Here is a 22639-nt window from a genome sequence, read left to right as displayed (position 1 = left end):
GCCAGCAGGCGGTCCATACCCAAGCGATGCCCTAAATGAAGAAGTACTTCAGGCAGAACAGGACGAACAGGACCCACATGACAACGCTGATCCTCTTGCGGTTCTCGGCACCTGAACAGGCGTTGATCGCCACGTAGGAGATGATGCCAAGCGAGATGCCCTCGGCGATGGAGTACATGAAGGGCATGGCGACGATGGCCACAAACGCAGGGAGCGCCTCGGTTGCGGTCCCCCAGTCAATCCTCGTGACGGCGCCAAACATCATGAAGCCGACGATGACTAGTGCGGGAGCCGTGGCAAACGACGGGATGGCCAAAAAGATCGGCGAGAGGAACAGCGATAGCAGGAACAGGAGGGCGGTCGTGACACCGGTGAGGCCCGTACGGCCACCCTGGGCAATGCCGGCGGTGCACTCGACAGCCGTGGCAGTGGAGGAGGTACCGATAAGGCCCGCCAGCGTGGTGGCGCAGGACTCGGCAAGCAGGGCGCCCTTGACGTTGGGGAGCTTGCCATTCTCGTCGAGAAGGTCTGCCTTGGAGGCAGCGCCGATTAGCGTGCCGATGGTATCGAAGAGGTTCGTGAAGAGGAACGCGAATACCACCGAGGCAAACCCAACCGTGAAGAAGTTCGAGAAGTCGAGCTTGAAGGCGATGGGCGCAATCGAGGGGACAGAGAGGCCGGTCGAGAAGTCCGGCAGCAGGCTTGCGAAGCCGGCCTCGGGGTTGGGCGCATAGATGCCCGTGAGCTGGCAGATGATGCCAAGCCCCCACGTGATGAGAATGCCCAGAAGGATGTTGCCCTTCACGCCGTTGCACACGAGGATGGCGGTGATCACGATGCCGACGAGGGCCAGAAGGGCAGAGATGCCGGCCGTGGAGAACGTCCCTGCCTCGATCGAGCCGTGGAACGAGAACATCGAGACGAGCGTGGATTCGTTCGAGATCACGAGGCCAGAGTTCTTGAGGCCAATGATGGTGATGAAGAGGCCCACGCCGACGGTGATCGCGTACTTGAGGTTCACCGGAATCGCATTGAATATCGCCTCTCGTACGTTGGTGAGCGACAGGATCACAAAGATGATGCCCTCGACGAAGATTGCCGTGAGCGCCACCTGCCACGAGTAGCCCATGCCCAGGCAGACCGTGTAGGCGAAGTAGGCGTTGATGCCCATGCCCGGCGCCAGGATGAACGGGTAGTTCGTGAGTGCTGCCATGAGCAGCGTGCCGATGGTCGAGATGAGGACCGTTGCCGTGAAGAGGGCGTCCTGAGGCATGCCCGTAGCCGCAAGGACTGAGGGGTTGACCGCAAGGATGTAGGCAGCGGTGACAAACGTTGTGAGGCCGGCGAGAAGCTCGGTCCTCACGTTTGTCCCACGCTCCCTCAGGTGGAAGATCTTGTCCAGCGTCTTCTCCATACAGCGCATCACTCCTTATCTCGGATAACCGACTGCTTGCGCCCGCCGGGAACCGGATGCGGTTCCAGCGGGTGCGCTTTCGCTGATGTGTTGTCTGAAGGTGCCGCGCTCTCAGCGAGCTATCGGAGCTCGCCAATGCAGCCATCGTGACTGCCGGCAGGTGCGCGGTTGAACTGACATGCGGGGTGTTTGCTCTCATTGGCAGACGCCGGGAGGGTGGCCCTGGTTTCCATTGGTGATAAGCCCGAAGGCCACGGTGTTCTCATCGGTGAATCTGCCAAAGAGTTTTTTTATCTGCTTATTTATTTTTTGCTATACGGATGTTATCCCCGTGCTCCCTGGAAGTGGCCCCCAATACAGGCGAACGGTTGAACCCGTATCGCCAACGGTAATTCTTGATTTGAAATTTTATATACCGTTATGCATCTGAACAGCTAACCCTTGTGTGCATTGCATTTACAATGACCTGTTATCACCACTCGGCCGCAGGGCCCGTCCCATGGTGGGATTGCGCCATCGTGCGTACGCAGAATCGCACTTCCCTGACAAGCACCTCTCAGCCAACTGGGCAAACACCGGGGCCTTGTCAGATAACCCCGTTCGTGCGTACGCAGAATCGCGCCTTCTTGCCACAGTCCCGCCTCAGAAGGGCCAATCGGGCAGACAGTCTCACGTGTGCGCACGCACGACAGAGGATTCTCGCCACCTGACCCCTTCTGGGAATTAGGACGACAAAGGCCGCAGTCCCACTGGAACCGCGGCCGTCGGCAGAGGATCTGTGGTGACCACCTACAACGTACCCTTCACCGCATCGATCTCGCCATCGGTGAGGAAGGCATCCGCCTGAATCTTCTCGGAGTACTCCTTTACCCTGTCCTGAACCCCCTGCGAGACCTTGTCGGAGTAGCTCCCCAGATAGACGCCACCGTTGTCCATGTTTGCCTCGATGATGGCACCGCTTCCAAACGAACCGGCCTCGATCTCATCCATGGCCTGGCCAAACATCCAGTCCGTGACGGTCGAGGTGATAACGCTGGGATTGTCCGCGCCAACGGAGTCGATAGGCTGCGCAATATCGAAGTGCGTGTCGACGCCTGCCTCCTCGAGCGCCTGGCGGGCACCATTGTCGACGGCGGAGGCGTCACCCCACATGACGTCGACGTTGTTCGAGTTGATCCACTGGTTTGTGATGTTGGTGCCAAACGAGGCATCCGTGAAGCCAGCATCAAAGTTGTAGTGGCCCTCGATCTTGGAATTCACCTTCTGCGCGGCGGCGAGGTAGGCCGCGTACTTGGTGAGCGTGGTGGGAAGGCGCATGCCGCCGATGAAGCCGATATGGCCCGTGTTGGACATGAGGCCAGCCACCACACCGGCAAGCGCACCCGTCTGCTTGAGGTTTACCTGGACGGTCTCCACCTTGACCAGGGTCCCGTAGTCCGCGAGGTCCGTTGCGGGATCGGTGTTGGTCATGAGGAAGTGCACGTTGGGGTTGGAATCGGCCGCCTCGGCAACCACGTCACCCCACGCAGAGACAAACTCGTTGCCAGCGGCAATGATGAGGTCGACGTCCTGGTCGACATAGGACTGTGCCGCAGAGGCCGCGTCCGCCGAGGCGGTGTTCTCCTTGGGCTCGAGCATCTCCCACTTGGGGTGGGACTCGATTGCCTTCTGGAGCGACTCGTAGTGGCCCTGTCCCCAGCCACCGTCGTTCTTGGGACCGCTGATGACCAGAGCCACCTTGTAGCTTGACTTCTCGGCAGAGTCCGTCGAGCTTGGGCTCGAGGACGAGCCACATGCCGCAAGCGAGAGCCCGCAGGCCACGGCAGCCCCTCCCAGCCCAAGCGATAGCGCGTTCCTACGCGTTATGTTCATTCTCATAGCTTCCTCCCCAGTTGCAACCGACACTTCTGCTCCGCGACAGGCTCTGAAGCACCTAGTCCCAGTACCCCTCGTGCACGGCGGCCGCCTTGGCCTCCAGCTCCGGGAACGGCCCCACGACCTCGATGGGCTTCTGCCCTGCCGCGAATACCCTTCTGCAGGGCAGGTCAAACGTAGGGTTCTGCTCGTTTGACCCCGTAAGCTCAAGCAGGCGCCGCTCCGTCATGGCATAGACCACGCGACCCACGTTTCCCCAGTAGATGGCGCCCGCACACATCGAGCAGGGCTCGGCGGAGGCATACAGCGAGCAGTCCCAGAGATAGTCCCTGTCGTAGAGCTGGCTCGCATGCTCCATGAGCTGGGTCTCGGCGTGGCCCGTACACTTGTGTGTCCCAATCTCAACGTTTTCTTGCTCGAGAAGGACGTCGCCAGAGGGCGAGACGAGAATCGCGCCAAACGGCGTATTGCCATGTTCGCGTGACGCTCGGGAGACCTCGATGGCGCGCTCGAGAAGCGCGACGTCCTTCTCGCGAGTGAACTGCTTTCGCGACATACAAGAACCTTTCCAGAGGGGGCGAGACACCCGCATGTGTCTCGCCCCCGATAGACCTACGAAGAACGAACCGTCGTTTACAGCGTCTTGGAGATGGCCGAGACCTCGTCATCGGTGAGGAAGGTGCCGGCCTTGATCTGCTCGGCATACTCGTTGATCTTGTCCTGCACGTCCTTGGAGACCTTGTCGGAGAACTTGCCGAGGGACACGCCGCCGTTGCTCATGTTGCCGGTGATGGCCTTGCCGCCGCCAAAGGAGCCGGCCTCGATCTCGTCCATGGCCTGGCCAATCATCCAGTCCGTGACGGTGGAGGTCACAACGGTGGGCTGGTCGTCGCCTACGATGTCGATGGGCTGGGCAATGTCAAAGTGCGTGTCGGCGCCGGCAGACTCAAGGACCTTGCGCGCACCGTTGTCGACGGCGGAGGCGTCGCCCCACATGACGTCGACGTTGTTGGAGTTGATCCACTGCTGGGTGAGGTTCGTGCCCAGGGAGGCATCGGTGAAGCCGGCCTCGAAGTTGTACTGGCCCTGGACGCCCGGCGTGACCTTCTGCGCCGCTGCGAGGTACGCGGAGTACTTCGTGGTGGTGGACGGAAGCTTCATGCCACCGATGAAGCCGATGCTCTTGGTCTGGGTCATGAGGCCAGCGACAACGCCGGCAAGGGCACCGGTCTGCTTAAAGTCCGGAAGCACCGTCTCGACGGAATCGAGGGTCTCGTAGTCCGTCATCTCGGTGGCGGGATCGGTGTTCGTGATGAGGAAGTGGACCTTGGGGTGGCTGCCCGCCGCATCTGCCACAACCTCGGCCCAGTCGGAGGCGAACTGGTTCCCGTTGCCAATGATGAGGTCGACGTCCTGGTCGACGTAGGACTGCGCCGCAGTGGCGGCATCGGCATCGGCCGTGTTCTCCTTGGGCTCGAGCATCTCCCACTTGGGGTGGGACTCGATGGCCCTCTTGAGGGACTCGTAGTGGCCCTGGTCCCAGCCGCCGTCGGTGATGATGCCGCTCATGATCATGGCGACCTTGTAGCTCGACTGCTCGGAGCTGGCCCCAGAGGGGGAGCTGCCAGACGAGCTGGGGCTGCTGCCGGACCCGCCACAGCCCGCAAGGGCAAGGGCGCCCACGCTGCCAAGCCCCAGAGCGATTGCCTGGCGCCTGTCGAGCATGACGTTGGACAGAGACTTCTTGGTTTCACTCATGATGTACCCTTTCCTTCCTCCATGGGGGATGCGTCGCGCACCCCCTCCCAATGACCCGCACCTCACGACGTTAGCCGCACGCAATGAGGGTGGAACCGAACAACTCCCAGGTGAGGCACCTTCCTCGGTGACAGGCAGCGCTCCACCCGGGAGCGCGCCGCCCTAGCGCTGCTCGCGGAAGTACGGCTGACCGTTGGACTTGGGCCCGGCATGCCTCGACCCAAAGAAGATGAGCGCTACTATCGTGAAGATGTACGGGATCATCTTGAAGAACATGACCGGAGCAGACTGGAACTGCGCCTGCAGGGCCACGTTGAGGCCGTCGAAAAAGCCGAAGAGCATGCTTGCGCCAAGGACGCCCAGGGCGCTCCAGCGACCAAAGATTACGGTGGCCAGCGCGATGAATCCGCGGCCCATCACGATTCCGTCGGTGTAGATGGGCGTGTAGCACAGCGTGAGGAACGCGCCGCCAGCCGCGGCGAGCGCGCCGCACGCGATGCAGGCGATGTACTTCACGCGCACGACGTCGATTCCGAGCGTCTCGGCAGCATGGGGGTTCTCGCCCACAGAGCGGAACGAAAGCCCCGCTCGGAAGTGCTTGAAGAAGTACCTCACGAGTGGCACGAGAATGAAGGCCAGGTAGGCCAAGAGCGTCTGGTTGAAGAAGGCGTCACCGACAAAGGGTATCTGCGAGAGCCCCGGTATGGCGATGCTCGCCATCTGCGAGCCAGTCGCGTTTGCGGAGTTAGACCCCACAAAGAGGTTGTAGCCGAAGAGCGCCACGGCGGGGGCCAGGATGTTGATGGCCATGCCGGTGACCACCTGGTCGGCACAGAGCGTGACCGTGCAGAAGGCGTAGAGCATGTTCACGAGCACGCCGGCAAGCATGCCCACGAAAAGTCCCACCCAGAGGTTGCCCGTCATCTTGGCCACGGCAAAGCCCACAAACGCACCGACTGCCATGATGCCCTCGAGACCGATGTTCACGAGGCCGGCACGCTCTGAGAAGACCTCACCAAGCGCGGCGAGAAGGATGGGCACGGCGCCCATGGTCATCGCCTTGAGGATGGTGGGGAGCGCAATCATGAAATCCATTATGCAGTCACCTCGGCTTTCTTGGCCTTGGCGTCCTGCCTTGCGGCAACGAACGCCTTGATCTTGGGGAGCTTCACGGCAGCCATTCCGGCAACGGCGAAGATGATGATGAGGCCACGGATGATCTCGACGATGGCGGTGGGTACGCCGATGACGCTCTGCATCATGGTGCCGCCCGTCGAGAGGATGCCAAACAGCAGGGCCACGAAGAGTGCGGCAATGGGGTTGAGCTGTGCGATGAGCGCGATGGCCACGCCATCAAAGCCAAAGCCGGAGCCAAAGCCGTCTGCCAGACGGTAGGGCGTCTTGCCGAGAAGCTCGACGGCACCACCCATGCCGGCGATGGCGCCAGAGATGATGAAGGCGAGCAGCACGAGCCTCCTCACGGGGAAGCCGTTGACCTTCGAGGCGATGGGGTTCAGTCCCACGGCGCGAATCTTGAAGCCAAACGAGGTGCGGAAGATCACATACCACACGAAGATGCCGAGCGCGATTGCGACGATGACGCCAATGTGCGTGCCCGCGACTTCGGGAAGGCGTGCGCCCTGCGGGACGGCAACGGTCTTGGGCAGCCCGTTATCCGAGTAGACGTTCTTGTAGATGTACTCCATGAAGTACATGGCCACGTAGTTGAGCATGATCGTGGTGATCATCTCGTTGAGGCCACGCGTGATCTTCATGATGCCAGGCAGAAGCCCCCAGACGGCGCCCGCCACAATGCCTGCGAGAAGCCCCAGCGCAAGGCCGAGCGGACCGTCAAGGCCAAGGCCCAGGATGACCGAGGCCGTAGCGCAGCCGCCCATGATGAACTGCCCCTCGCCGCCGAGGTTGAAGACGCCGCACTTGTAGGCAAACACGGCGCACAGACCGGTGAAGATGAGCGGGCAGGCGCGCTCAAGCGTCTTGCTGATCTTGGCGGCATCTCCAAGCGAACCCTGGATCATGGCCGCATAGCCCTCGAACGGGCTTTTCCCAAGGCAGGCGATGATGATTGCGCCAATGATGAGAGCCAGGAGCACCGAGACGACAGGCGTGAGAATCATCAGCCTCTTCTCGCTGCGCTCCTCCGGGCTCAGAGCTTTCTTTACCACGTTGTCCCCCTCCTACTTTCCTGCCATTGCGAGCGAGATCTCCTTGATGGGAGGGTTCGCACCCGGATACGTGCCCATGACCTGGCCCTCGAAGAGCACCACAATGCGGTCTGAGAGCTTGAGCACCTCGTCGAAGTCAGCCGAGATGAGAAGCACCGCACATCCTGCGTCGCGCTGCGCCACGATCTGGTTGTGGATGAACTCGGTGGCACCAATGTCTAGGCCGCGCGTGGGATAGACGGCCACGAGGAGCCTTGGGCGTCCCTCAAGCTCGCGCGCGAGGATGACCTTCTGCTGGTTGCCGCCGGAGAGGCTGCGCGCCGTCTGGTCGACAGAGGTACAGCGGATGTCGTTCTCTTCGCGAAGCCTGTCCGCGTACGAGTGGATCTCGGCCATCTTGAGCCACTTACCGTGGCCAAGGGAGAACTGGCCGCTCTCGGTCTGCTTGAGCACGAGGTTCTCGGCAACCGTCATGTCGCCCACAAGGCCCATCTTGTTGCGGTCCTCGGGGATGTTGCCCAGGCCGGCCTCGATGAAGGTCTCGGGCGAGAAGATCGCGATCTCGGAGCCGTCCGGGCCAATGACCCTGCCGGACTCAGGCTTCACGAGGCCAGTCACGACCTCGGCCAGAGGCGTCTGCCCGTTGCCGTCGATACCCGCCACGCCGAGGATCTCGCCCTGGTGGATGGTGAGAGAGACGTCCTTCAGGCCACCATGCTTCGCTTCGGGGTGGTACGAGACGCCCTCAAGCTCGAACTCCGTCTTGTCGGCACCCGTGACCTTGTCGTAGGTGTTCTCGACGAACTTCTGGCCGATCATGAGGTCGGCAAGCTCCTGCTCGGTGGTATCGGCAACGCACACGGTCTCGACGGTCTCGCCACGGCGAAGCACGGTAACGCGATCGGAGATGCGCATGACCTCGCGCATCTTGTGGGAGATGAAGATGATCGACTTACCCTCATCGGTGAGCGAGTGCATGATGTCGAAGAGCCCTTCGACCTCGAGGTCGGTGAGGACTGCCGTAGGCTCATCCAGGATGAGCAGGTCGGCGCCGCGGAACAGCACCTTCATGATCTCGACGCGCTGCTGCATGCCAATCGACATGTCGGAGACCTTCTCGTCGAGGTCAATCTCCAGGCCGTAGCGGTCCATGATCTCCTCGATGGCCTTGCGGTCGTCCGCCTCCTGGAGCGTGGGGGAGCCGTGGCGCTTGTCGCCCAGGATGATGTTCTCGAGGCCCGTCATGGCATCTATGAGCATGAAGTGCTGGTGCACCATGCCAATGCCATGCTCGACCGCCACGCGCGGTGAGCTTATCTGGACCTCCTGGCCGCGCATGAAAATCTTTCCATCAGTGGGCTGGTAGAGCCCGATGAGGACATTCATGAGTGTGGACTTGCCTGCGCCGTTCTCGCCAAGGAGGGTGTGGACCTCGCCCTCCTGCACGTCAAGTGAGACGTCCTTGTTCGCATAGAACGAACCGAAGCGCTTGCTGATGTTCTCCATTCTCAGCAACTCGGCCATGCTTGCCGCCTTTCGCCTACGGGTGCCGAACAAACAAACTGTACGCGAGTCAAACCAATTATTGTGCCACCCCGTTACAGGGGCTTTTCTGCCTCCTTGCCATTCGTCTTCTTCTTGGAGTACGGCGTGCCTTCGAGCGGGAGCTTTGTTCGAAGCACACCATCGACCCTGCGATAGGCATTCTGGATTGCCGCCGCCGTGGGGATGGAGGCGATCTCCCCTATGCCCTTGCCACCGTACGCCACGGAGAGCAGGCGCTCCTTCTCGACGTAGTCGGCGTGAATCTCGGGGGTCTGGTTGGCGCGGAGAAGGCCGAGCGTTCCGTACTTGACCTGCGGCACGCAGTCCTTGAGCGGGAATCGCTCGGTGAGCGCGTAGCCCATGCTCATGAGGACGCCCCCCTCAATCTGGCCCTGGATGGCGATGGGGTTCACGACCTTGCCGGAGTCATGCGCGGCATAGATGTCGCTCACGCGACGGTTCCTGTCAAGGACGGCGCAGGTCGTGGCATAGGCGTAGCACACGTGGCTCTTGGGGTTGGGCTTGTCGGCGCCCAGCTTGTCGGTAGGCTCGAAGTAGACGTAGCGGAACTCGTGCCCCTCGAGGGCAGCGAGGGCGGCAACCGGGTCCTTTGCACGCAGGGCATGGCCCGCCATGAGGTCTTCCGGATGCTCGTCCACGTAGGGGTTCCCGTCATCGTACTCCACGGTCTTGCCGTCACCGTGGGCGCATACGGGCTCGTCCGGCACGGGGCAGCCCGCCTCCACGGCAAGCATGGCGTCACGCAGAAGGAAGGCCACGCCACGCACGGCTTCGCCCGTGATGACCGTCTGGCGCGAACCCGAGGTGGTGCCAGAGTCGGGCGCGGCCTCGGTGGAGCACTCGCCGTTCTCGATGGCGCTCTTGGGGAGCCCCGTCGCCTCGGCGACGTCTTGCTGGAAGACGGTGTTGCAGCCCTGGCCAATGTCGGAGGTGGCAGAGTAGATGACGGCACGGCCGCCCTCAACGCGGATGTTGGCGCGGCCTGCGTCGGGCAGGCCCACGCCCACGCCCGAGTTCTTCATGGCGCAGGAGAGTCCCGCGTGGTCCGCGTTCCTCTCGTAGACGTCCCTCACCGCGAGGAGCGTCTCCTTGAGCGCGGTGGAGCAGTCTGCGATCTGGCCGTTGGGCAAGGCCTTGCCGGGCTCGATCGCGTTCTTGTACCGAATCTCCCATGGGCTTATCCCCACCTCGTCGGCCAACAGGTCGATGAGGCACTCGAGGGCAAACTCGCTCTGGCACACCCCAAAGCCGCGGAAGGCCCCGGCGGGCGGGTTGTTTGTGTAGTAGCCAAAGCCGCGGATGTCGGTGTTCTGGTAGGTGTAGGGGCCAACGGCGTGCGTGCAGGCGCGCTCGAGAACGGGCCCGCAGAGGCTTGCGTAGGCACCCGTGTCAAAGTTGATCTCGCAGTCGAGAGCGGTGAAGTTGCCCTCCTCGTCGCACCCCAGGGTGAACGTGCCCACCATGGCATGGCGCTTGGGGTGGAAGTTCAGGGACTCCTGACGCGTGAACTTGCACTTCACAGGGCGCTTGAACCGGTAGGCGGCAAGCGCCGAGATGTGCTGGGTGGTGACGTCTTCCTTGCCGCCGAAGCCACCGCCCACCAGCATGGTCTGGACAACGACGCGCTCTGGGGTCTTATCCCAGCCAAACATGTGGGCGACCTCTTTGCGTGTGTCATAGGCACCCTGGTCTGTGGAGAAGACCTTGACGCCGTCCTTGTAGGGGATGGCCACGGCGCACTCGGGCTCGAGGAACGCATGCTCAGTGAACGGCGTCTCGAACGAATGCGTTACCACGTGCGCGGAGGCGGCGAGCGCCGCATGCGCATCGCCGCGCGTGACGTGACGGCTCTGGCAGACGTTGTCATGGAGCTCGACGAGGTTTCCGAATGCGTTGAAGCTCTTGTGGATGATGGGCGCGCCCGGGGCCTTTGCCTCGCCGATGTTGCGCACGGGCTCGAGCGGCTCGTAGTCGACCTTCACGAGGCGCTTGGCACGCTCGAGCGTCTTGGTGTCCTCGGCGACAACAAGGCAGATGGCGTCGCCAACGAAGCGCGTGATGTCGCCCTCGGCAATGAAGACGTCCCAGTCCTGGATGAGGTGGCCAACCTGGTTTACCGGCACGTCCTTGGCCGTAAGGACGCCAAGGACGCCCGGCAGGGCCTCTGCCTTGGACGTGTCGATCTTGAGGACGCGGGCGCGAGGGTACTTGGAGCGCACGCATGAGCCGTATACCATGCCGGGGAAGTCGCGCTCGTCGAGGTCGTCGGGGTACTTGCCGTATCCCAGGACCTTGCGGCGCACGTCCACGCGGAAGGCACGCTTGCCCACGCCGTAGTCGTCACCGCGCTCGAGGTCCTCGTCTATCTGCGCGTCACCACGCAGGACGGCGGCGGCAAGCCGGATGCCCTCGATGATCTTCTTGTAGCCGGTGCAGCGGCAGATGTTGCCGCGTATGGCCCACTTGACTTCGTCATCTGTGGGGTTGGGGTTCCGGCGCACCAAGGCCGCACCGCTCATCACCATGCCAGGGATGCAGAAGCCACACTGCACGGCGCCCACGGCGCCAAAGGCGTAGACGAAGGCCTCCTTCTCGGCGGGCTCAAGCCCCTCCACGGTGAGAATGTGCTTGCCTTGGGCAAACTTGGTGGTCATGACGCAGCTCTTGGTGGCAATGCCGTCGATAGCCACGGTACAGGTGCCGCACGCACCCTCCGAGCAGCCATCCTTCACGGAGGTGAGATGCAGGTCGTCGCGCAGGAAGCGCAGGAGCGGCTTGTTCTCCTCGCATGCGACCTCCTGACCGTTCACAAAGAAGCCGTAGGTTGCCATCTTCCCTCCTTCCTAGAATTGCCCGGCGACGACGCCAAAGGCATCGTGGATGACCCCGCGCGGGCACTTGGTTGCGCACATGCCGCAGGAGACGCACTCCTGCTGGTCAATGATGGCGAGGTTATCGATAACATGAACGACATCAGACGTGCAGACGCGCTCGCAGGCGCCGCAGGCAATGCAGCTTGCCTGGCATATCTGGCGTGCAGCGGTCCCCACCTCGTGATTAGAGCAGAGCACCTGTATGCGCTGATGACGCGGAACGATCTCGATGATGTGCTGCTCGCACATGCGCGCGCAGAGGCCACATCCTATGCATGCGTCGCGGTCGACAACCGCCACGCCGTTCCCGTCAAGCTGGATCGCGTGCATGCGGCAGGCGGCGACGCACGCGCCACACCCGATGCAACCCTCCGAGCAGCGGTCGGGCGCGACCCCGCCTGCGCACCTCACGACCGCGACTTTGTCCCTCTTTCGTGCCATGAACTAATCCCCCCGTGTGTACTACGGCGGAACGGCCGTGCGGCCGTCCCGCCAGTGGGCTCTTACCGGCGCATGCCTGACTACCTTGCAAGAAGGTAGCCGTAGCTGTCACGCACCGCCACGATGGTGGCGCGGACCGCCTCGGGAAGGCCACACTCGGCATCGTCCACGTTATAGACCGCGGTGGTGCCATCCAGCCTCACGAGCATACCGCCTTCGGCAGGCAGGAAGCCCTCGTTGGTGGAGTCGTCGAAGTCCTCGCGGCTCCAGAAGAGCGTGAGCTTGTCCTTGTACGGGCGACCCCCGGAGTACGGGCAGAACACGGCGCAGTTGCCGCACTCGTTGCACATGCCATCCACGTGGACAATCTGGCGCTCGCGCATGCCGGGTACGCGGACGGCCACGTTGGCACGGTTGGGGCAGACCTCGCAGCAGGTCTCGCACACGGTTGCGCAGCCAAGGCAGCGCGTGTGGGCAAGCGACTGGACGTCGGCCTCGAGGCTGCCACGCGACGCAAGCGACGACTCGTAGCTGGGGTCAACGTTGGACTCCCCCATGCCGTCGAAGGAGGCGCCGGAGATGGCACGCGTGACGGTCATGGCATCGGCGATGGCCTTGACCACGGTAGCGGGGCCGCGGCGCGCATCGCCTACGGCAAAGACGTGCGGCACGCTGGTCTCGAGGGAGTCGCTCACCACGGGGCGGCCCTTCCCGTCAAGATCGCAGCCCGTTGCCAGGTAAAGCCCCTGCTCGATACGCTCGCCAACGGCGGTGATGACCGCGGTGGCGGGCACGCTCACGGTCTCGCCCGTAGGCTCGGGGGCGCGACGACCAGAGGCATCCGGCGCGCCAAGGCGCATGACCTCGCAGGTCAGCACGCCGTTAGCAAGGTCTGCCGGCGAGAGGAGCTCCATGAACTCCACACCGTCCTCGAGCGCCATGACGAGCTCCTCCTCGTCGGCAGGCATGTAGCGACGGGTACGGCGATAGACCAGGCGCACGTGCTCGACGCCGGGCACGCGCCTGGCGGCACGCGCCACGTCCATGGCCGTGTTGCCACCGCCAATGACCACGACGTCGGTGCCAAGCCGGCATTGCGCAGGATCGTCCCTGAAGTCACGGAGGAAGTCGATGGCGTCGAGCGCCTCGCCGCTACGGAGCGCCGGACGGCCTGGCGCCCAAGCGCCAATGGCCACCACGACATCGCTAAACCCCTGGTCGAGAAGGTCGCGCGCGTTGGTGACCCCGACACCCGTCTTGAACGTGGCGCCATATGCCGAGCAGAGCTCCACGTCGTGGTCGATGGCCTCGTCAGAGATGCGGAAGCCCGGGATCACATGGCGCACGATGCCACCGAGCTCACCGGTGCGCTCGAACACGGTGACGTCGACGCCCGCGCGAGAGAGGAACGATGCCGCAGCAAGGCCGGCGGGACCGGCGCCCACAACGGCAACCTTGCGATTGGCCACGGTGCCACGCGGGGAGAGCGTGGGAAGCACCTCGGCCAGGCCCTTCTCGGCAGCCAGGAGCTTGAACTCGCGGATGTGCACGTGCTCCTCGTAGTAGTTGCGCATGCAGGAGTCGCCGCAGGTATGCGGGCAGATGGTGCCCGTCGTGAAGGGCAGGGCGTTGCGTTCGAGGATGATGCGGAGGGTGTCGGCATAGCGGCCCTCTCCACAGGCGCGCAGGTAGCCCGGGATGTCCTGCTCGATGGGGCAATCCTCGCGGCAGGGTGCCGTGAAGCAGTCGATGAGCGGCAGCTCGTGGCCCACGTGGCGCTCGGGCATGGGCTTGACGGGCTTACGGTAGCGGGGGTTGGTGAGGGCGTCGTCCACGATGGCGGAAACCTTGGCGAGGTCAACGCGCGAGAACGGGGCGTCATCGATGCCGGAGAGAGACTCGTCAACCTGGACCAGGCGCTGGTAGCCACCCGGCTTGAGCAGCGTTGTCGCCATGGTGACCGGCCAGATGCCGGCGTCGACGAGCGCGCGGATGTTCAGCGCGTCCGCGCCGCCGGAGAAGGAGATGCGCAGGTGGCCATCGAACTCGTCGGCGATGCGCTTGGCAAGCGAGGTGGTGAGCGGGTAGAGCGAGCGGCCGGACATGTACATCTCGTCGCTGGGAAGCTCGGAGCGGGTGACGTCAACGGGGAAGGTGTTGGTGAGCTTGACGCCAAACTCCACGCCGCACTCGGCTGCCAGGGCGATAAGGCGCCGGAGCATGGGTACGGCATCTGCCCATTGCAGATCCTCGTTGAAGTGGTGCTCGTCGAAGACGATGTAATCGAAGCCCAGCGAGTCCAGGGTCTTGCGGGCATACTCGTAGCCCAAGAGCGTGGGGTTGCACTTGATGTAGGTGTTCAGGCCCTTCTCGGCGATGAGGTGCGTCGCGATGCGCTCGATCTCTGCGGGCGGGCAACCGTGAAGTGTGGACTCGGTAACCGAGCGGGACACATGCGGCGAGATGGAGTCGACAAAGGCGGCGTCAACGTTCTGGAAGTGATCGAGGTTGGCCTTGGCCCAGGCAATGGCCTCCTGGAAGACGGGGGTGCCCGAGGCATCCTTCATGCTGTCGATGTAGGTGTTGACCTTCTCGCCCTTGATGCCCTCAAGGTCGTAGCCAACCGACATGTTGAAGACAAAGCCATCCGGGTCGCCCAAGTCGAACTCGCGCGCGAGGAGCTTGCAGGCAACCCAGGCCTTGACGTACTCATCAAAGGCATCGGGTACGGTGAGCTCGGTGGACCACTCGCAGTTGTAGCCCTCATCGGCTGCGAGGATGCAGGGCTTGTTCACGCAGGCGGAAAGTTCGGCACCATCCATCTTCTGGACGGTCTTGAGCTCGAAGAAGCGGGCGCCGGTAACGTAGGAGGCGATGATGTTCTGGGCAAGCTGGGTGTTGGGGCCCGCCGCCGGCCCAACGGGCGACTCGACCCTCTCGCCAAAGATGGGACGGGCATGACCGCCGAGCTTGGCGAGGCGAGACTCGCCAAAGACGGTTCCCTGGGCCTTCTTCTCGGTTAGGATCCAGTCCATGAGCTGGCCGAACGGAATGGGGCGCATGATGTCGCTCATTGCGATTCCTCTCCAGAAACGCATTTCCGTGGGGACGTGAGGCGTGCGCGGCGCCACGGGATCCGCGCACGTCATGGCAGTGGCGCCCGAAGGATGCCACTGCCGGAAAGACGCCTAGTGCTCGCAGCCGTTAAGCTCTCCCCAGAGCCTCTTTGCCTGGTCGAGCACGAAGGCGTCGATCCTTTCCTTGTCAATGTCTGTGAACGTATGGTCGCGGTAGACTACGCGGCCATTCGCGATGGTAGTGCGGCAGTCGTGTCCCTCGACGCCAAAGAGGATGTGGCCGTCGATGTTCTCCGCGCCGATGGGCGTAGGCGCGGGGTAGTCGAACACGGCAACGTCCGCCGCGGCACCGGGCGCAAGCACGCCTAGGGGCTTGCCCTGCGGCTTGGTTGCAAAGTACATGTTCGCGACCTCAGCATTGTTCTTGAAGAGCATGGTCATGGCCTCACCCCAGGCCACGTTGGGCAGCGCGGAGTTGAGGCGCTGCAGCGGCACGAAGGCCTTGAGGGACTGAAGCATGTCGTGGGTGTAGGCATCGGTTCCCATGGTCACGGTGATGCCACGCCTGAAGAACTCGAGCACCGGCGCGGTGCCCACGGCGTTGTTGGCATTGGACTGCGGGTTGTTGACGATCTTGGTGTGGGTCTCGGCGCATACGTCCATGTCGGCAGGGGTGATGTGGATGCAGTGGCCAAGCATGGTCTTCTCGCCCAGGACACCATGGTCAAGGAGGCGGTGGATCGAGGTGCAGCCGTGCCTCTGGGCGGAGTCATAGACGTCATCCATGCCCTCGCACACGTGGATGTGAAAGCCGGTGAGGCCGTTGTTGGCCTCTGCCATACGGTCGAGCGTCTCGTCCGACAGCGTGAAGAGGGCATGCCCGCCGAACATGGCGGCAATCATGTCAGAGTCCTGGTTGGTAGCCCAGCGGGCAAAGTCGGCGTTCTCTTGGATGGACTCGGCGAGCTTCTCCTTGCCATCGCGGTCCGACACCTCGTAGCACAGGCAGGCACGCATGCCCATCTCCTGCGCGACGTCCTTGATGGCAAAGAGGGACCCGGGAATCTGGCAGAAGCTCGCGTGGTGGTCAAAGATGGTGGTCACGCCATTGCGGAACGACTCCATCATGGTCACGTATGCGCAGGCGCGCGTGCCATCAAGCGTGAGGTGACGGTCGATGTTCCACCATTGCTGCTCGAGGTTCTCGAGGAAGTTGGTGGGATTGCACCCCTTGATGGCAAGGCCGCGCGCCAGTCCGGAATAGATGTGGGTGTGGCAGTTGATGAGACCGGGCATGATGAGGCCGCCATGGGCGTCGACGAACTCGGCCGTGGGGTAGGCGGCGCCCATCTCCGCACGAGTGCCAACGGCCACGATCTTGTCGCGGTCGATGACAACGGCGCCGTTCTCGACGAAGGGCTTCTCGGGGTCCCTGGTCACGACCCGACCGTTTCCAACAAGTAGCATAGGACCTCTCTCCTCCTCGCTGCATGCCGCAGATCAGCTACGGCCAAACCTGTGTTCGCCGCAGCCCTCTCATGCCGCAGCGGCCGGGCATTGCGCGAACGTGACTGCGCCGCATGGGCACCCGACTACCCAGCTGCAAACGAAGCGCAGGTACGAGGCCCCTCCCCGTTGGCCTCTCCTCGCGAATCACCCTTTTGGCAAATCTTCGCACATCTTGTAATACAACCTAACAAATATTTTGCTTCAAATTGACGTCTGGCGTGCCGCGGTCTGGAGAACATCGGCGTACGGTCGATTGCCGGTGTGGACGGTAACGTTATATTTTTCGTTGTATAACGTGGGCCCAAAACGTCCGCCGAGAAGCGCATTGCCTGGTTGGATGCGGTCTCTAACTGGGTCTTTGCTCTCTGCAATACGAAAACGGCATTGGGTGCCGCTAAGCGGCGATGCAATGCCGTCTGCCCCATTGGGGCACGCCGCTCCCTCCCGTCTTTGTCAAATAATGGCTCACCTTACATTTTATTAGGGTTTAGGTGCTAGTATGTGCTCGTTGTTGACCTCCCCGTCTGTGCGTGACCGTACCTCGCGGCTTGACTCGACGCGCCGAAAGGGTGCGCGGCCGATGGGCAGGACCCGTCATGAAGGGATCGAGGACACATGAAGAAGTCAGAGATCGAGTTTCTCTCTCGCCTTGCAAGGGGCATCGCTGCGCAGTTCGGCAGCAACTGCGAGGTTGTCGTTCATGACCTTGAGTCCAAAGACCCCGACAGCACCATCGTGGCCATAGAGAACGGCCAGGTCTCGGGCAGAAAGCTCGGCGACGGTCCATCGAACGTGGTTCTCAAGGCCCTGAGCTCGGGCCCAGACAAGCTGCAGGACCACCTTGCGTATCACACGCGCACCGAGGACGGTCGAGAGCTGCGTTCGAGCACGGTGTTCTTCCGCGACGAGACTGGCAAGCCAGTGGCCATCTTTGCCATTAACTTCGACTCCACGCCCATCATGGCGCTCCAGAACATGCTCAAGGACTTCACCTCGCTCGCCAGCACGGCCTCGGACGAGCCAGACGTTATCCCCCATAACGTGAACGACCTTCTCGACGAACTCATAGACCAGAGCGTGCGCGTGGTGGGCAAGCCGGTGGCGCTCATGACCAGGGACGACAAGGTCAGGGCCATAGGTTTTCTCAACGACTCCGGCGCATTTCTCATCACTAAGGCCGGGCAGAAGATCTGCAGCTACTTTGGCATCTCAAAGTACACGCTCTACAGCTACATGGACGAGGCCAAGTCACACGGGGAGGAGTAGGCGCATGTGCGCTCGACGCCGCACCGATGACGAGGCGACAGGGCTCACAGCACGGCTCGTGGGCATGGAGAGCACAGATCCCGGGGCCTTTGAGGGTGCCATCGAGCAGTTTGTTCACTCGTGGCTGGAAAGGCGTCGCAAGAGGGCGGGCGACCTCGCCGATGCCGTACGCATCGAGGAGCTCGAGGCACTGCCTGGCCGCCGTTGCATCCGGGCGGTGATCCCCACCGCCGGGCCTGCCGATGCCACGTCCACGCCAGCGGACCTCACGCTTCTCTGCCACATGGACACCGTCCGCGTGGGTGCAGGATGGGGCGATGGCACGCCGGCCCTCTCGCCCACACTGCGCGACGGCGAACTCTATGGTCGCGGCTCATGCGACATGAAAGGCGGCCTGGCCTGCGCCCTGCTGGCGTTCTCGGACGCGCTTGACGAGGTGGGGCGGCGCGGTTGCCTGCCCGCGCATTCCCTGGCGATCGTCTGCACGGTGGACGAGGAGGACCGGATGCGCGGCTCCGAGGCCGCCATCCGCGCCGGCTGGCTGGGTGCTGCGGGCTGGGTGCTTGACACCGAGCCCACCGATGGCCGCGCACGTGGCTCCCACAAGGGGCGCACGTGGTATGCAATCGATATGCACGGGGCCACTGCCCACGCAAGCACGCCATGGCGCGGCGCAGACGCCATCGCTGCCATGGCAGAGGCCATCTGCCACATACGCGCTGCCGTTGCCGCACTTCCCACGCACCCCGAGCTTGGCCGCTCGACAGTCACGTTTGGGCAGGTCGAGGGCGGCTACAGCCCGTATGTGGTGCCGGACGAGTGCCACGTCACCATCGACATGCGGCTTGTGCCGCCTACGGGCTCTCAAGCTGCCGAGAGGGTCGTGCAGGAGGCCGTTGCCATAGCAGAGGCCTCCATCCCGGGCACGCACGCCGACGTACGCTGTGCCGGAGACAGGCCGCCCATCGAGCTTGACCCTGCCTCCCCTCTCTTGGCCGCCCTTGCGCGCGCAAGCGAGGAGGCATGGGGCATTGTGCCAGCCACAGACGTCTTCACCGGCTACACCGACTCTGCCGTGGTGGCTGGCACCTGCGGAAACCCTACGTGCCTCTCGTATGGCCCGGGCAGCCTTGAGCTTGCGCACAAGCCCAACGAGCACGTACCTGTGGCCGACCTCGCTCGCGTGCGTGCGGTTCTCTCGCGCCTCGCCGCAGACGTGCTGTGGGGGTAGTCCACTCAAGGCGGCACCTTGCGTAGCCCGTGTTCATACTGTGATTGGCCAGCCGGTCACGGGCGCACTTCAATGCTATCTGCCAGGTAGGGTATAAGGCTCCCAGTGACCAGGCCCGCATCGCGGTCGAGCAGAGGAGGGGCGCGTGCTCGGACACGCGACCAACGTTGTAAGGGGATACCGGACAAGATGGCGCGGGCGCGAGCCTTGTGCGGATTCCGGGGACCAGACCGCGCACGGCTTTGGCCCCCCTTCCTCATGCTGGACTCGTTCGACAGCATCGACCCGAACGACTGGACGACTACACGGCAGGCTTTCCGCTCCACCCCCACCGCGGCATCGGGACCGTGAGCCACGTGCGCGAGGGGTCGATGCACCACCGTGACAGCATAGGCTTCGAAGACATGGTGACCTCGGGCGAGGTGCGGTGGATGCGTGCGGGTCGGGTGCCGAGCACGAGGAGAGTTCCCATCGCGCGGTGCCTGCCTGGTGTGCAGTTGTGGCTCAGCCTGCCCCGGGCGGACAGGATGGCACATCCCACCTACCACGCCGTGAAGCGCGGCACCATCGAGCCCGTGAAGCTCGAGAGAGACGTGCTGCGGCTGCCCGCGGGCAGCCTCACCGAGGGCGACGGCACCTCTCGCCAGGGATTCGTTGGTGGGTACCTACCACTCGACTACTACGAGCTTGCCATCGAGCCAGGTCGCACGGCAGGGATTCCCGTGGGCGAGGACCGCTCGGCCATGGGCCGCCACAGCTCACGGGACGTTGCACTTGGAGTGAGGGCTCAGGTCCGCAAAGCCCTAAACGGCAAGACATCACGAGAAGGCCTGCGCAAACGCGCCTTGCGGCATCGGCGGGGCAGAAGTCACTTCTCGGCCGCACAGTCCGCCTGCCCGCCACGCAGCATCTTGATCCCGTGCGCGATGGGCCCGATGACTGCGGAGACGTTCTCGATTGCGGCCTTGGGGCTCCCCGGCAGGTTCACCACGAGCGTGCGGTCCAGGATGCCAGCCACCTCGCGCGAGAGGCAGGCATGCGGCGTGATGGCCATCGAGGCGGCACGCATGGCCTCGGGGATCCCTGGTGCCATGCGCGTGCACACGGCCGCAGTTGCCTCGGGCGTCACGTCGCGTGGCGAGAAGCCCGTGCCACCCGTGGTGAGGACGAGCGCCGCATCCCGCTCTGCCGCCGCCCTGATGGCCGCCTCTATCTGTGGCTGCTCGTCGGGCACCACGCGCGTTGCCACCACGCGGTAGCCCCTCTCGCCGAGAAGCGCTACGAGCGCCGGTCCAGAGGCGTCCTCGCGCTCCTTGCGCGAGCAGCGGTCGCTCACGGTAATCACAACTGCCGTGTAGGCCTCACTTGCTGTAGCCTGCTGCTTGTCTGTCTCGCTATGGCTCATGGCTCCTACTTTCCAAACGGGCACACGGGGAAGGTGCAGGGCTCGCAATGCAGGCACAGGCCGCCCTCGCCCAGTTGCACAACGTCGCGTCGGCGCACTTCCACGCCGGCCGCAATGCGAGGCAGCACCAGGTCAAAGACCGTGGCGGCACTGTACATGACGCAGCCCGGCAGACCCACCACGGGAACCGCGCGCGGCTCGCCAGCAGCATCGCTCTCGTCAAAGTAGCCCACGAGAAGCATCGCGCCCGGCAGGACCGGCGCGCCATAGGTCACGATGCGCGCACCCGCACGCTTGATGGCGCCGGGGGTGTTGTCATCTGGGTCAACGCTCATGCCACCCGTGCACACAACCATGTCGACCCCGGTCTCGCGCGCCTCGCCTATGGCCGCCACCAGCGCGTCCATATCGTCGCCGGGCGTGGCGTGCCAGGTCGTCTTGACGCCGTAGCGTGCGAGCTTGGCCTCCACCACAGGGGTGAAGCGGTCCTCGATAAGGCCCTTGGCCACCTCGGATCCCGTGGCGATGATGGCCGCCGTCCCCAGGCGCCACGGCTCCACGCGCATGAGCGGGCCCATCCTCCCGATGTCTGCCGCGCGCTCTGCCGCCTCGACCACAGACTCCCTCACGACCAGCGGGACCACGCGTGTGCCAGCAAGGTCGTCGCCTGCGGATACGGCAAAGCCGCCCTTGCGCGTGGCAATCATGACCTCCTCGCAGCCGTTCACCGCCACAAGGCGCCCCGAGTCGACAAGATAGACGCCGTCGTGCGCGGCCTTGATGCCGATCTTGCCCTCGCGGGGCTCGCCCGACGCCACGCAGCCCGGGCCCAGGCAGAGCGCGGCCAGACGCCGGGCGGCATCGTCCTCGTGGAGCATGCCGGGTCCGGTCTCCCACACGTAGAGGTGCTCCTTGCCCATGGAGAGCAGCACCGGCACGTCCTCGGCCGTGACCCTGTGGCCCTTCTTGAAGCGAGGCCCCTTGTAGCGCGGCGAACCCTTGCGGTCACCGGGCAGAATCTGGGTCATGTCGTGGCACAGCACGTGCCCGATGGCGTCCTCGGTCTTTACAAGCCTCATGCCAGCTCGCCCTCTCCCATCACGCGAACCTCGTCACCGGCGCGCACGGTTCCACCGCGCGTCACCACGCAGAAGATGCCGTCGGTGGGCATCACGCACGCACCCGTAAGGCGCCGTATCTCGCAATCGTTGTGGCAGGCCTTGCCGATCTGCGTCACCACCATGCGGGCAGGGCCCACGGCAAGCGTGGTGCCCACGGGCAGGCTCTTGACATCGACCCCCTGCGTGAGCACGTTCTCGGCAAAGTCCCCCGGCGCAAGCTCGATGCCCTTGGCGCGCATGAGGTCCACGGACTCGTTGGCGAGAAGGCTCACCTGGCGGTGCCAGCCGCCAGCGTGAGCGTCGCCCTCGACGCCCTTGCCCACCTTGAGCTCGATAGCGTCAACGGTGTGCTTGCGCGTGCCCTTCTTCTCGGATATGCAGGTGGCAACCACGGTGCCGTGCGGCAGAGACGCCGTGGCGGCCTCCGCCGATGCCGCGGGAGCGTCACCCGCGGTCCGCACGAAGTGCCCGGATCTGCCGCCGTCCTTCTCAAGCAGGCGCACCTCGGTGATGACCATGTCGCGCTGGTGCGCCTTGCACATGTCGTAGATCGTGAGACCCACGACCGAGGCAGCCGTGAGCGCCTCCATCTCGACGCCCGTCTCGCCGCAGCAGCGCGTGGTTGCCGTGAAGGCGATGCCGTCCTTCTCGTATGAGAACGACACGTCGGCACCCGTGAGCTGGATGGGGTGGCACATGGGCACCAGCTCCCAGCAGCGCTTTGCGGCCATGATGCCCGCCACCTGCGCCACGGCGAGCACATCGCCCTTGTGGATGCCGCTCGCGCGCACCAGCTCCAGCGTGTCCGGACGCATGAGGACCTTGCCCGCTGCGCGGGCGACCCTCTGCGTCTTTGGCTTGGCGGACACGTCCACCATGCGGGCGCGTCCCTCCCCGTTGAAGTGCGTGAGCCCCAT

The 22639-nt window shown here is 63.8% G+C and carries 16 protein-coding genes and 1 pseudogene; 3 read left to right on the top strand and 14 right to left on the bottom strand.

Annotation, left to right across the window (positions count from 1 at the left end; genetic code table 11):
• Positions 1–31: 31 nt before the first annotated feature.
• From E0E00_RS12035 to ssnA, 11 genes are all read right to left on the bottom strand, one after another.
• Positions 32–1414, bottom strand: coding sequence for an NCS2 family permease (locus E0E00_RS12035; protein ID WP_130812790.1), 1383 nt, complete (start codon positions 1412–1414; stop codon positions 32–34).
• Between the two features lie 789 nt (positions 1415–2203).
• Positions 2204–3292, bottom strand: coding sequence for a BMP family protein (locus tag E0E00_RS12030; RefSeq protein WP_130812789.1), 1089 nt, complete (start codon positions 3290–3292; stop codon positions 2204–2206).
• Positions 3293–3347: 55 nt separating this feature from the next.
• Positions 3348–3845, bottom strand: a complete 498-nt coding sequence (locus E0E00_RS12025) for a nucleoside deaminase (protein WP_130812788.1) — start codon at positions 3843–3845, stop codon at positions 3348–3350.
• Positions 3846–3922: 77 nt separating this feature from the next.
• Positions 3923–5047: a BMP family protein gene (locus E0E00_RS12020; RefSeq protein WP_130812787.1), complete on the bottom strand. Its 1125-nt coding sequence runs from the start codon at positions 5045–5047 to the stop codon at positions 3923–3925.
• A 162-nt stretch (positions 5048–5209) separates the two neighbouring features.
• Entirely contained in the window at positions 5210–6142 is a 933-nt protein-coding gene (locus E0E00_RS12015; protein ID WP_130812786.1) for an ABC transporter permease, read from the bottom strand.
• Positions 6142–7233 (bottom strand): ABC transporter permease, encoded by a 1092-nt coding sequence (locus tag E0E00_RS12010; RefSeq protein ID WP_242622262.1) that lies wholly within the window; start codon positions 7231–7233, stop codon positions 6142–6144. Before E0E00_RS12010 ends, E0E00_RS12015 begins: the two co-directional genes overlap by 1 nt.
• 12 nt (positions 7234–7245) lie before the next feature.
• Positions 7246–8757, bottom strand: coding sequence for an ABC transporter ATP-binding protein (locus E0E00_RS12005; RefSeq protein WP_130812785.1), 1512 nt, complete (start codon positions 8755–8757; stop codon positions 7246–7248).
• A gap of 74 nt (positions 8758–8831) precedes the next feature.
• Complete coding sequence (gene xdh, locus E0E00_RS12000) at positions 8832–11630, bottom strand: selenium-dependent xanthine dehydrogenase (RefSeq protein WP_130812784.1); 2799 nt, start codon at positions 11628–11630, stop codon at positions 8832–8834.
• A gap of 12 nt (positions 11631–11642) precedes the next feature.
• A complete protein-coding gene (locus E0E00_RS11995; protein WP_130812783.1) occupies positions 11643–12113 on the bottom strand; it encodes a 4Fe-4S binding protein in 471 nt (156 codons plus the stop codon).
• 80 nt (positions 12114–12193) lie between these two features.
• Complete coding sequence (ygfK, locus tag E0E00_RS11990) at positions 12194–15187, bottom strand: putative selenate reductase subunit YgfK (RefSeq protein WP_130812782.1); 2994 nt, start codon at positions 15185–15187, stop codon at positions 12194–12196.
• A gap of 114 nt (positions 15188–15301) precedes the next feature.
• Entirely contained in the window at positions 15302–16657 is a 1356-nt protein-coding gene (gene ssnA, locus E0E00_RS11985; RefSeq protein ID WP_130812781.1) for a putative aminohydrolase SsnA, read from the bottom strand.
• Between the two features lie 657 nt (positions 16658–17314).
• Between ssnA and E0E00_RS11980 the strand changes: the two genes are divergently transcribed.
• The 3 genes and pseudogenes from E0E00_RS11980 to E0E00_RS15480 form a co-directional block, all read left to right on the top strand.
• Positions 17315–17965 carry a transcriptional regulator gene (locus tag E0E00_RS11980; protein ID WP_130812780.1) on the top strand — a complete coding sequence of 217 codons (651 nt, stop codon included), beginning with the start codon at positions 17315–17317 and terminating at the stop codon, positions 17963–17965.
• Positions 17966–17969: 4 nt separating this feature from the next.
• Positions 17970–19196: a M20 family metallopeptidase gene (locus E0E00_RS11975; RefSeq protein WP_130812779.1), complete on the top strand. Its 1227-nt coding sequence runs from the start codon at positions 17970–17972 to the stop codon at positions 19194–19196.
• Positions 19197–19405: 209 nt separating this feature from the next.
• Positions 19406–19687: pseudogene (locus tag E0E00_RS15480) on the top strand (pirin family protein); the annotation flags it as partial.
• Positions 19688–20064: 377 nt separating this feature from the next.
• On the opposite strand, the gene E0E00_RS11965 reads toward E0E00_RS15480, so the two are convergent.
• The 3 genes from E0E00_RS11965 to moaC are packed head-to-tail and all read right to left on the bottom strand — an operon-like array spanning position 20065 to position 22639.
• The gene (locus tag E0E00_RS11965; protein ID WP_130812778.1) at positions 20065–20601 is read right to left on the bottom strand and encodes a molybdenum cofactor biosynthesis protein B; all 537 of its coding nucleotides are present in this window, start codon (positions 20599–20601) and stop codon (positions 20065–20067) included.
• 5 nt (positions 20602–20606) lie between these two features.
• Positions 20607–21680 carry a molybdopterin-binding protein gene (locus tag E0E00_RS11960; protein ID WP_130812777.1) on the bottom strand — a complete coding sequence of 358 codons (1074 nt, stop codon included), beginning with the start codon at positions 21678–21680 and terminating at the stop codon, positions 20607–20609.
• Positions 21677–22639, bottom strand: coding sequence for a cyclic pyranopterin monophosphate synthase MoaC (moaC, locus tag E0E00_RS15475; RefSeq protein ID WP_130812776.1), 963 nt, complete (start codon positions 22637–22639; stop codon positions 21677–21679). Before moaC ends, E0E00_RS11960 begins: the two co-directional genes overlap by 4 nt.

The organism is Olsenella sp. Marseille-P4559 (assembly GCF_900605015.1).
In the GTDB taxonomy this organism is placed as follows: Bacteria; Actinomycetota; Coriobacteriia; order Coriobacteriales; family Atopobiaceae; genus Tractidigestivibacter.
This window is presented reverse-complemented; position numbering and strand designations above follow the sequence as displayed.

What these genes read in the sequence shown, in the direction of transcription:
- E0E00_RS12035 (WP_130812790.1), bottom strand. Translation starts at nt 1,414, where the DNA reads ATGGAGAAGACGCTGGACAAGATCTTCCACCTGAGGGAGCGTGGGACA.
- E0E00_RS12030 (WP_130812789.1), bottom strand. Translation starts at nt 3,292, where the DNA reads ATGAGAATGAACATAACGCGTAGGAACGCGCTATCGCTTGGGCTGGGA.
- E0E00_RS12025 (WP_130812788.1), bottom strand. Translation starts at nt 3,845, where the DNA reads ATGTCGCGAAAGCAGTTCACTCGCGAGAAGGACGTCGCGCTTCTCGAG.
- E0E00_RS12020 (WP_130812787.1), bottom strand. Translation starts at nt 5,047, where the DNA reads ATGAGTGAAACCAAGAAGTCTCTGTCCAACGTCATGCTCGACAGGCGC.
- E0E00_RS12015 (WP_130812786.1), bottom strand. Translation starts at nt 6,142, where the DNA reads ATGGATTTCATGATTGCGCTCCCCACCATCCTCAAGGCGATGACCATG.
- E0E00_RS12005 (WP_130812785.1), bottom strand. Translation starts at nt 8,757, where the DNA reads ATGGCCGAGTTGCTGAGAATGGAGAACATCAGCAAGCGCTTCGGTTCG.
- xdh (WP_130812784.1), bottom strand. Translation starts at nt 11,630, where the DNA reads ATGGCAACCTACGGCTTCTTTGTGAACGGTCAGGAGGTCGCATGCGAG.
- E0E00_RS11995 (WP_130812783.1), bottom strand. Translation starts at nt 12,113, where the DNA reads ATGGCACGAAAGAGGGACAAAGTCGCGGTCGTGAGGTGCGCAGGCGGG.
- ygfK (WP_130812782.1), bottom strand. Translation starts at nt 15,187, where the DNA reads ATGAGCGACATCATGCGCCCCATTCCGTTCGGCCAGCTCATGGACTGG.
- ssnA (WP_130812781.1), bottom strand. Translation starts at nt 16,657, where the DNA reads ATGCTACTTGTTGGAAACGGTCGGGTCGTGACCAGGGACCCCGAGAAG.
- E0E00_RS11980 (WP_130812780.1), top strand. Translation starts at nt 17,315, where the DNA reads ATGAAGAAGTCAGAGATCGAGTTTCTCTCTCGCCTTGCAAGGGGCATC.
- E0E00_RS11975 (WP_130812779.1), top strand. Translation starts at nt 17,970, where the DNA reads ATGTGCGCTCGACGCCGCACCGATGACGAGGCGACAGGGCTCACAGCA.
- E0E00_RS11965 (WP_130812778.1), bottom strand. Translation starts at nt 20,601, where the DNA reads ATGAGCCATAGCGAGACAGACAAGCAGCAGGCTACAGCAAGTGAGGCC.
- E0E00_RS11960 (WP_130812777.1), bottom strand. Translation starts at nt 21,680, where the DNA reads ATGAGGCTTGTAAAGACCGAGGACGCCATCGGGCACGTGCTGTGCCAC.
- moaC (WP_130812776.1), bottom strand. Translation starts at nt 22,639, where the DNA reads ATGGGGCTCACGCACTTCAACGGGGAGGGACGCGCCCGCATGGTGGAC.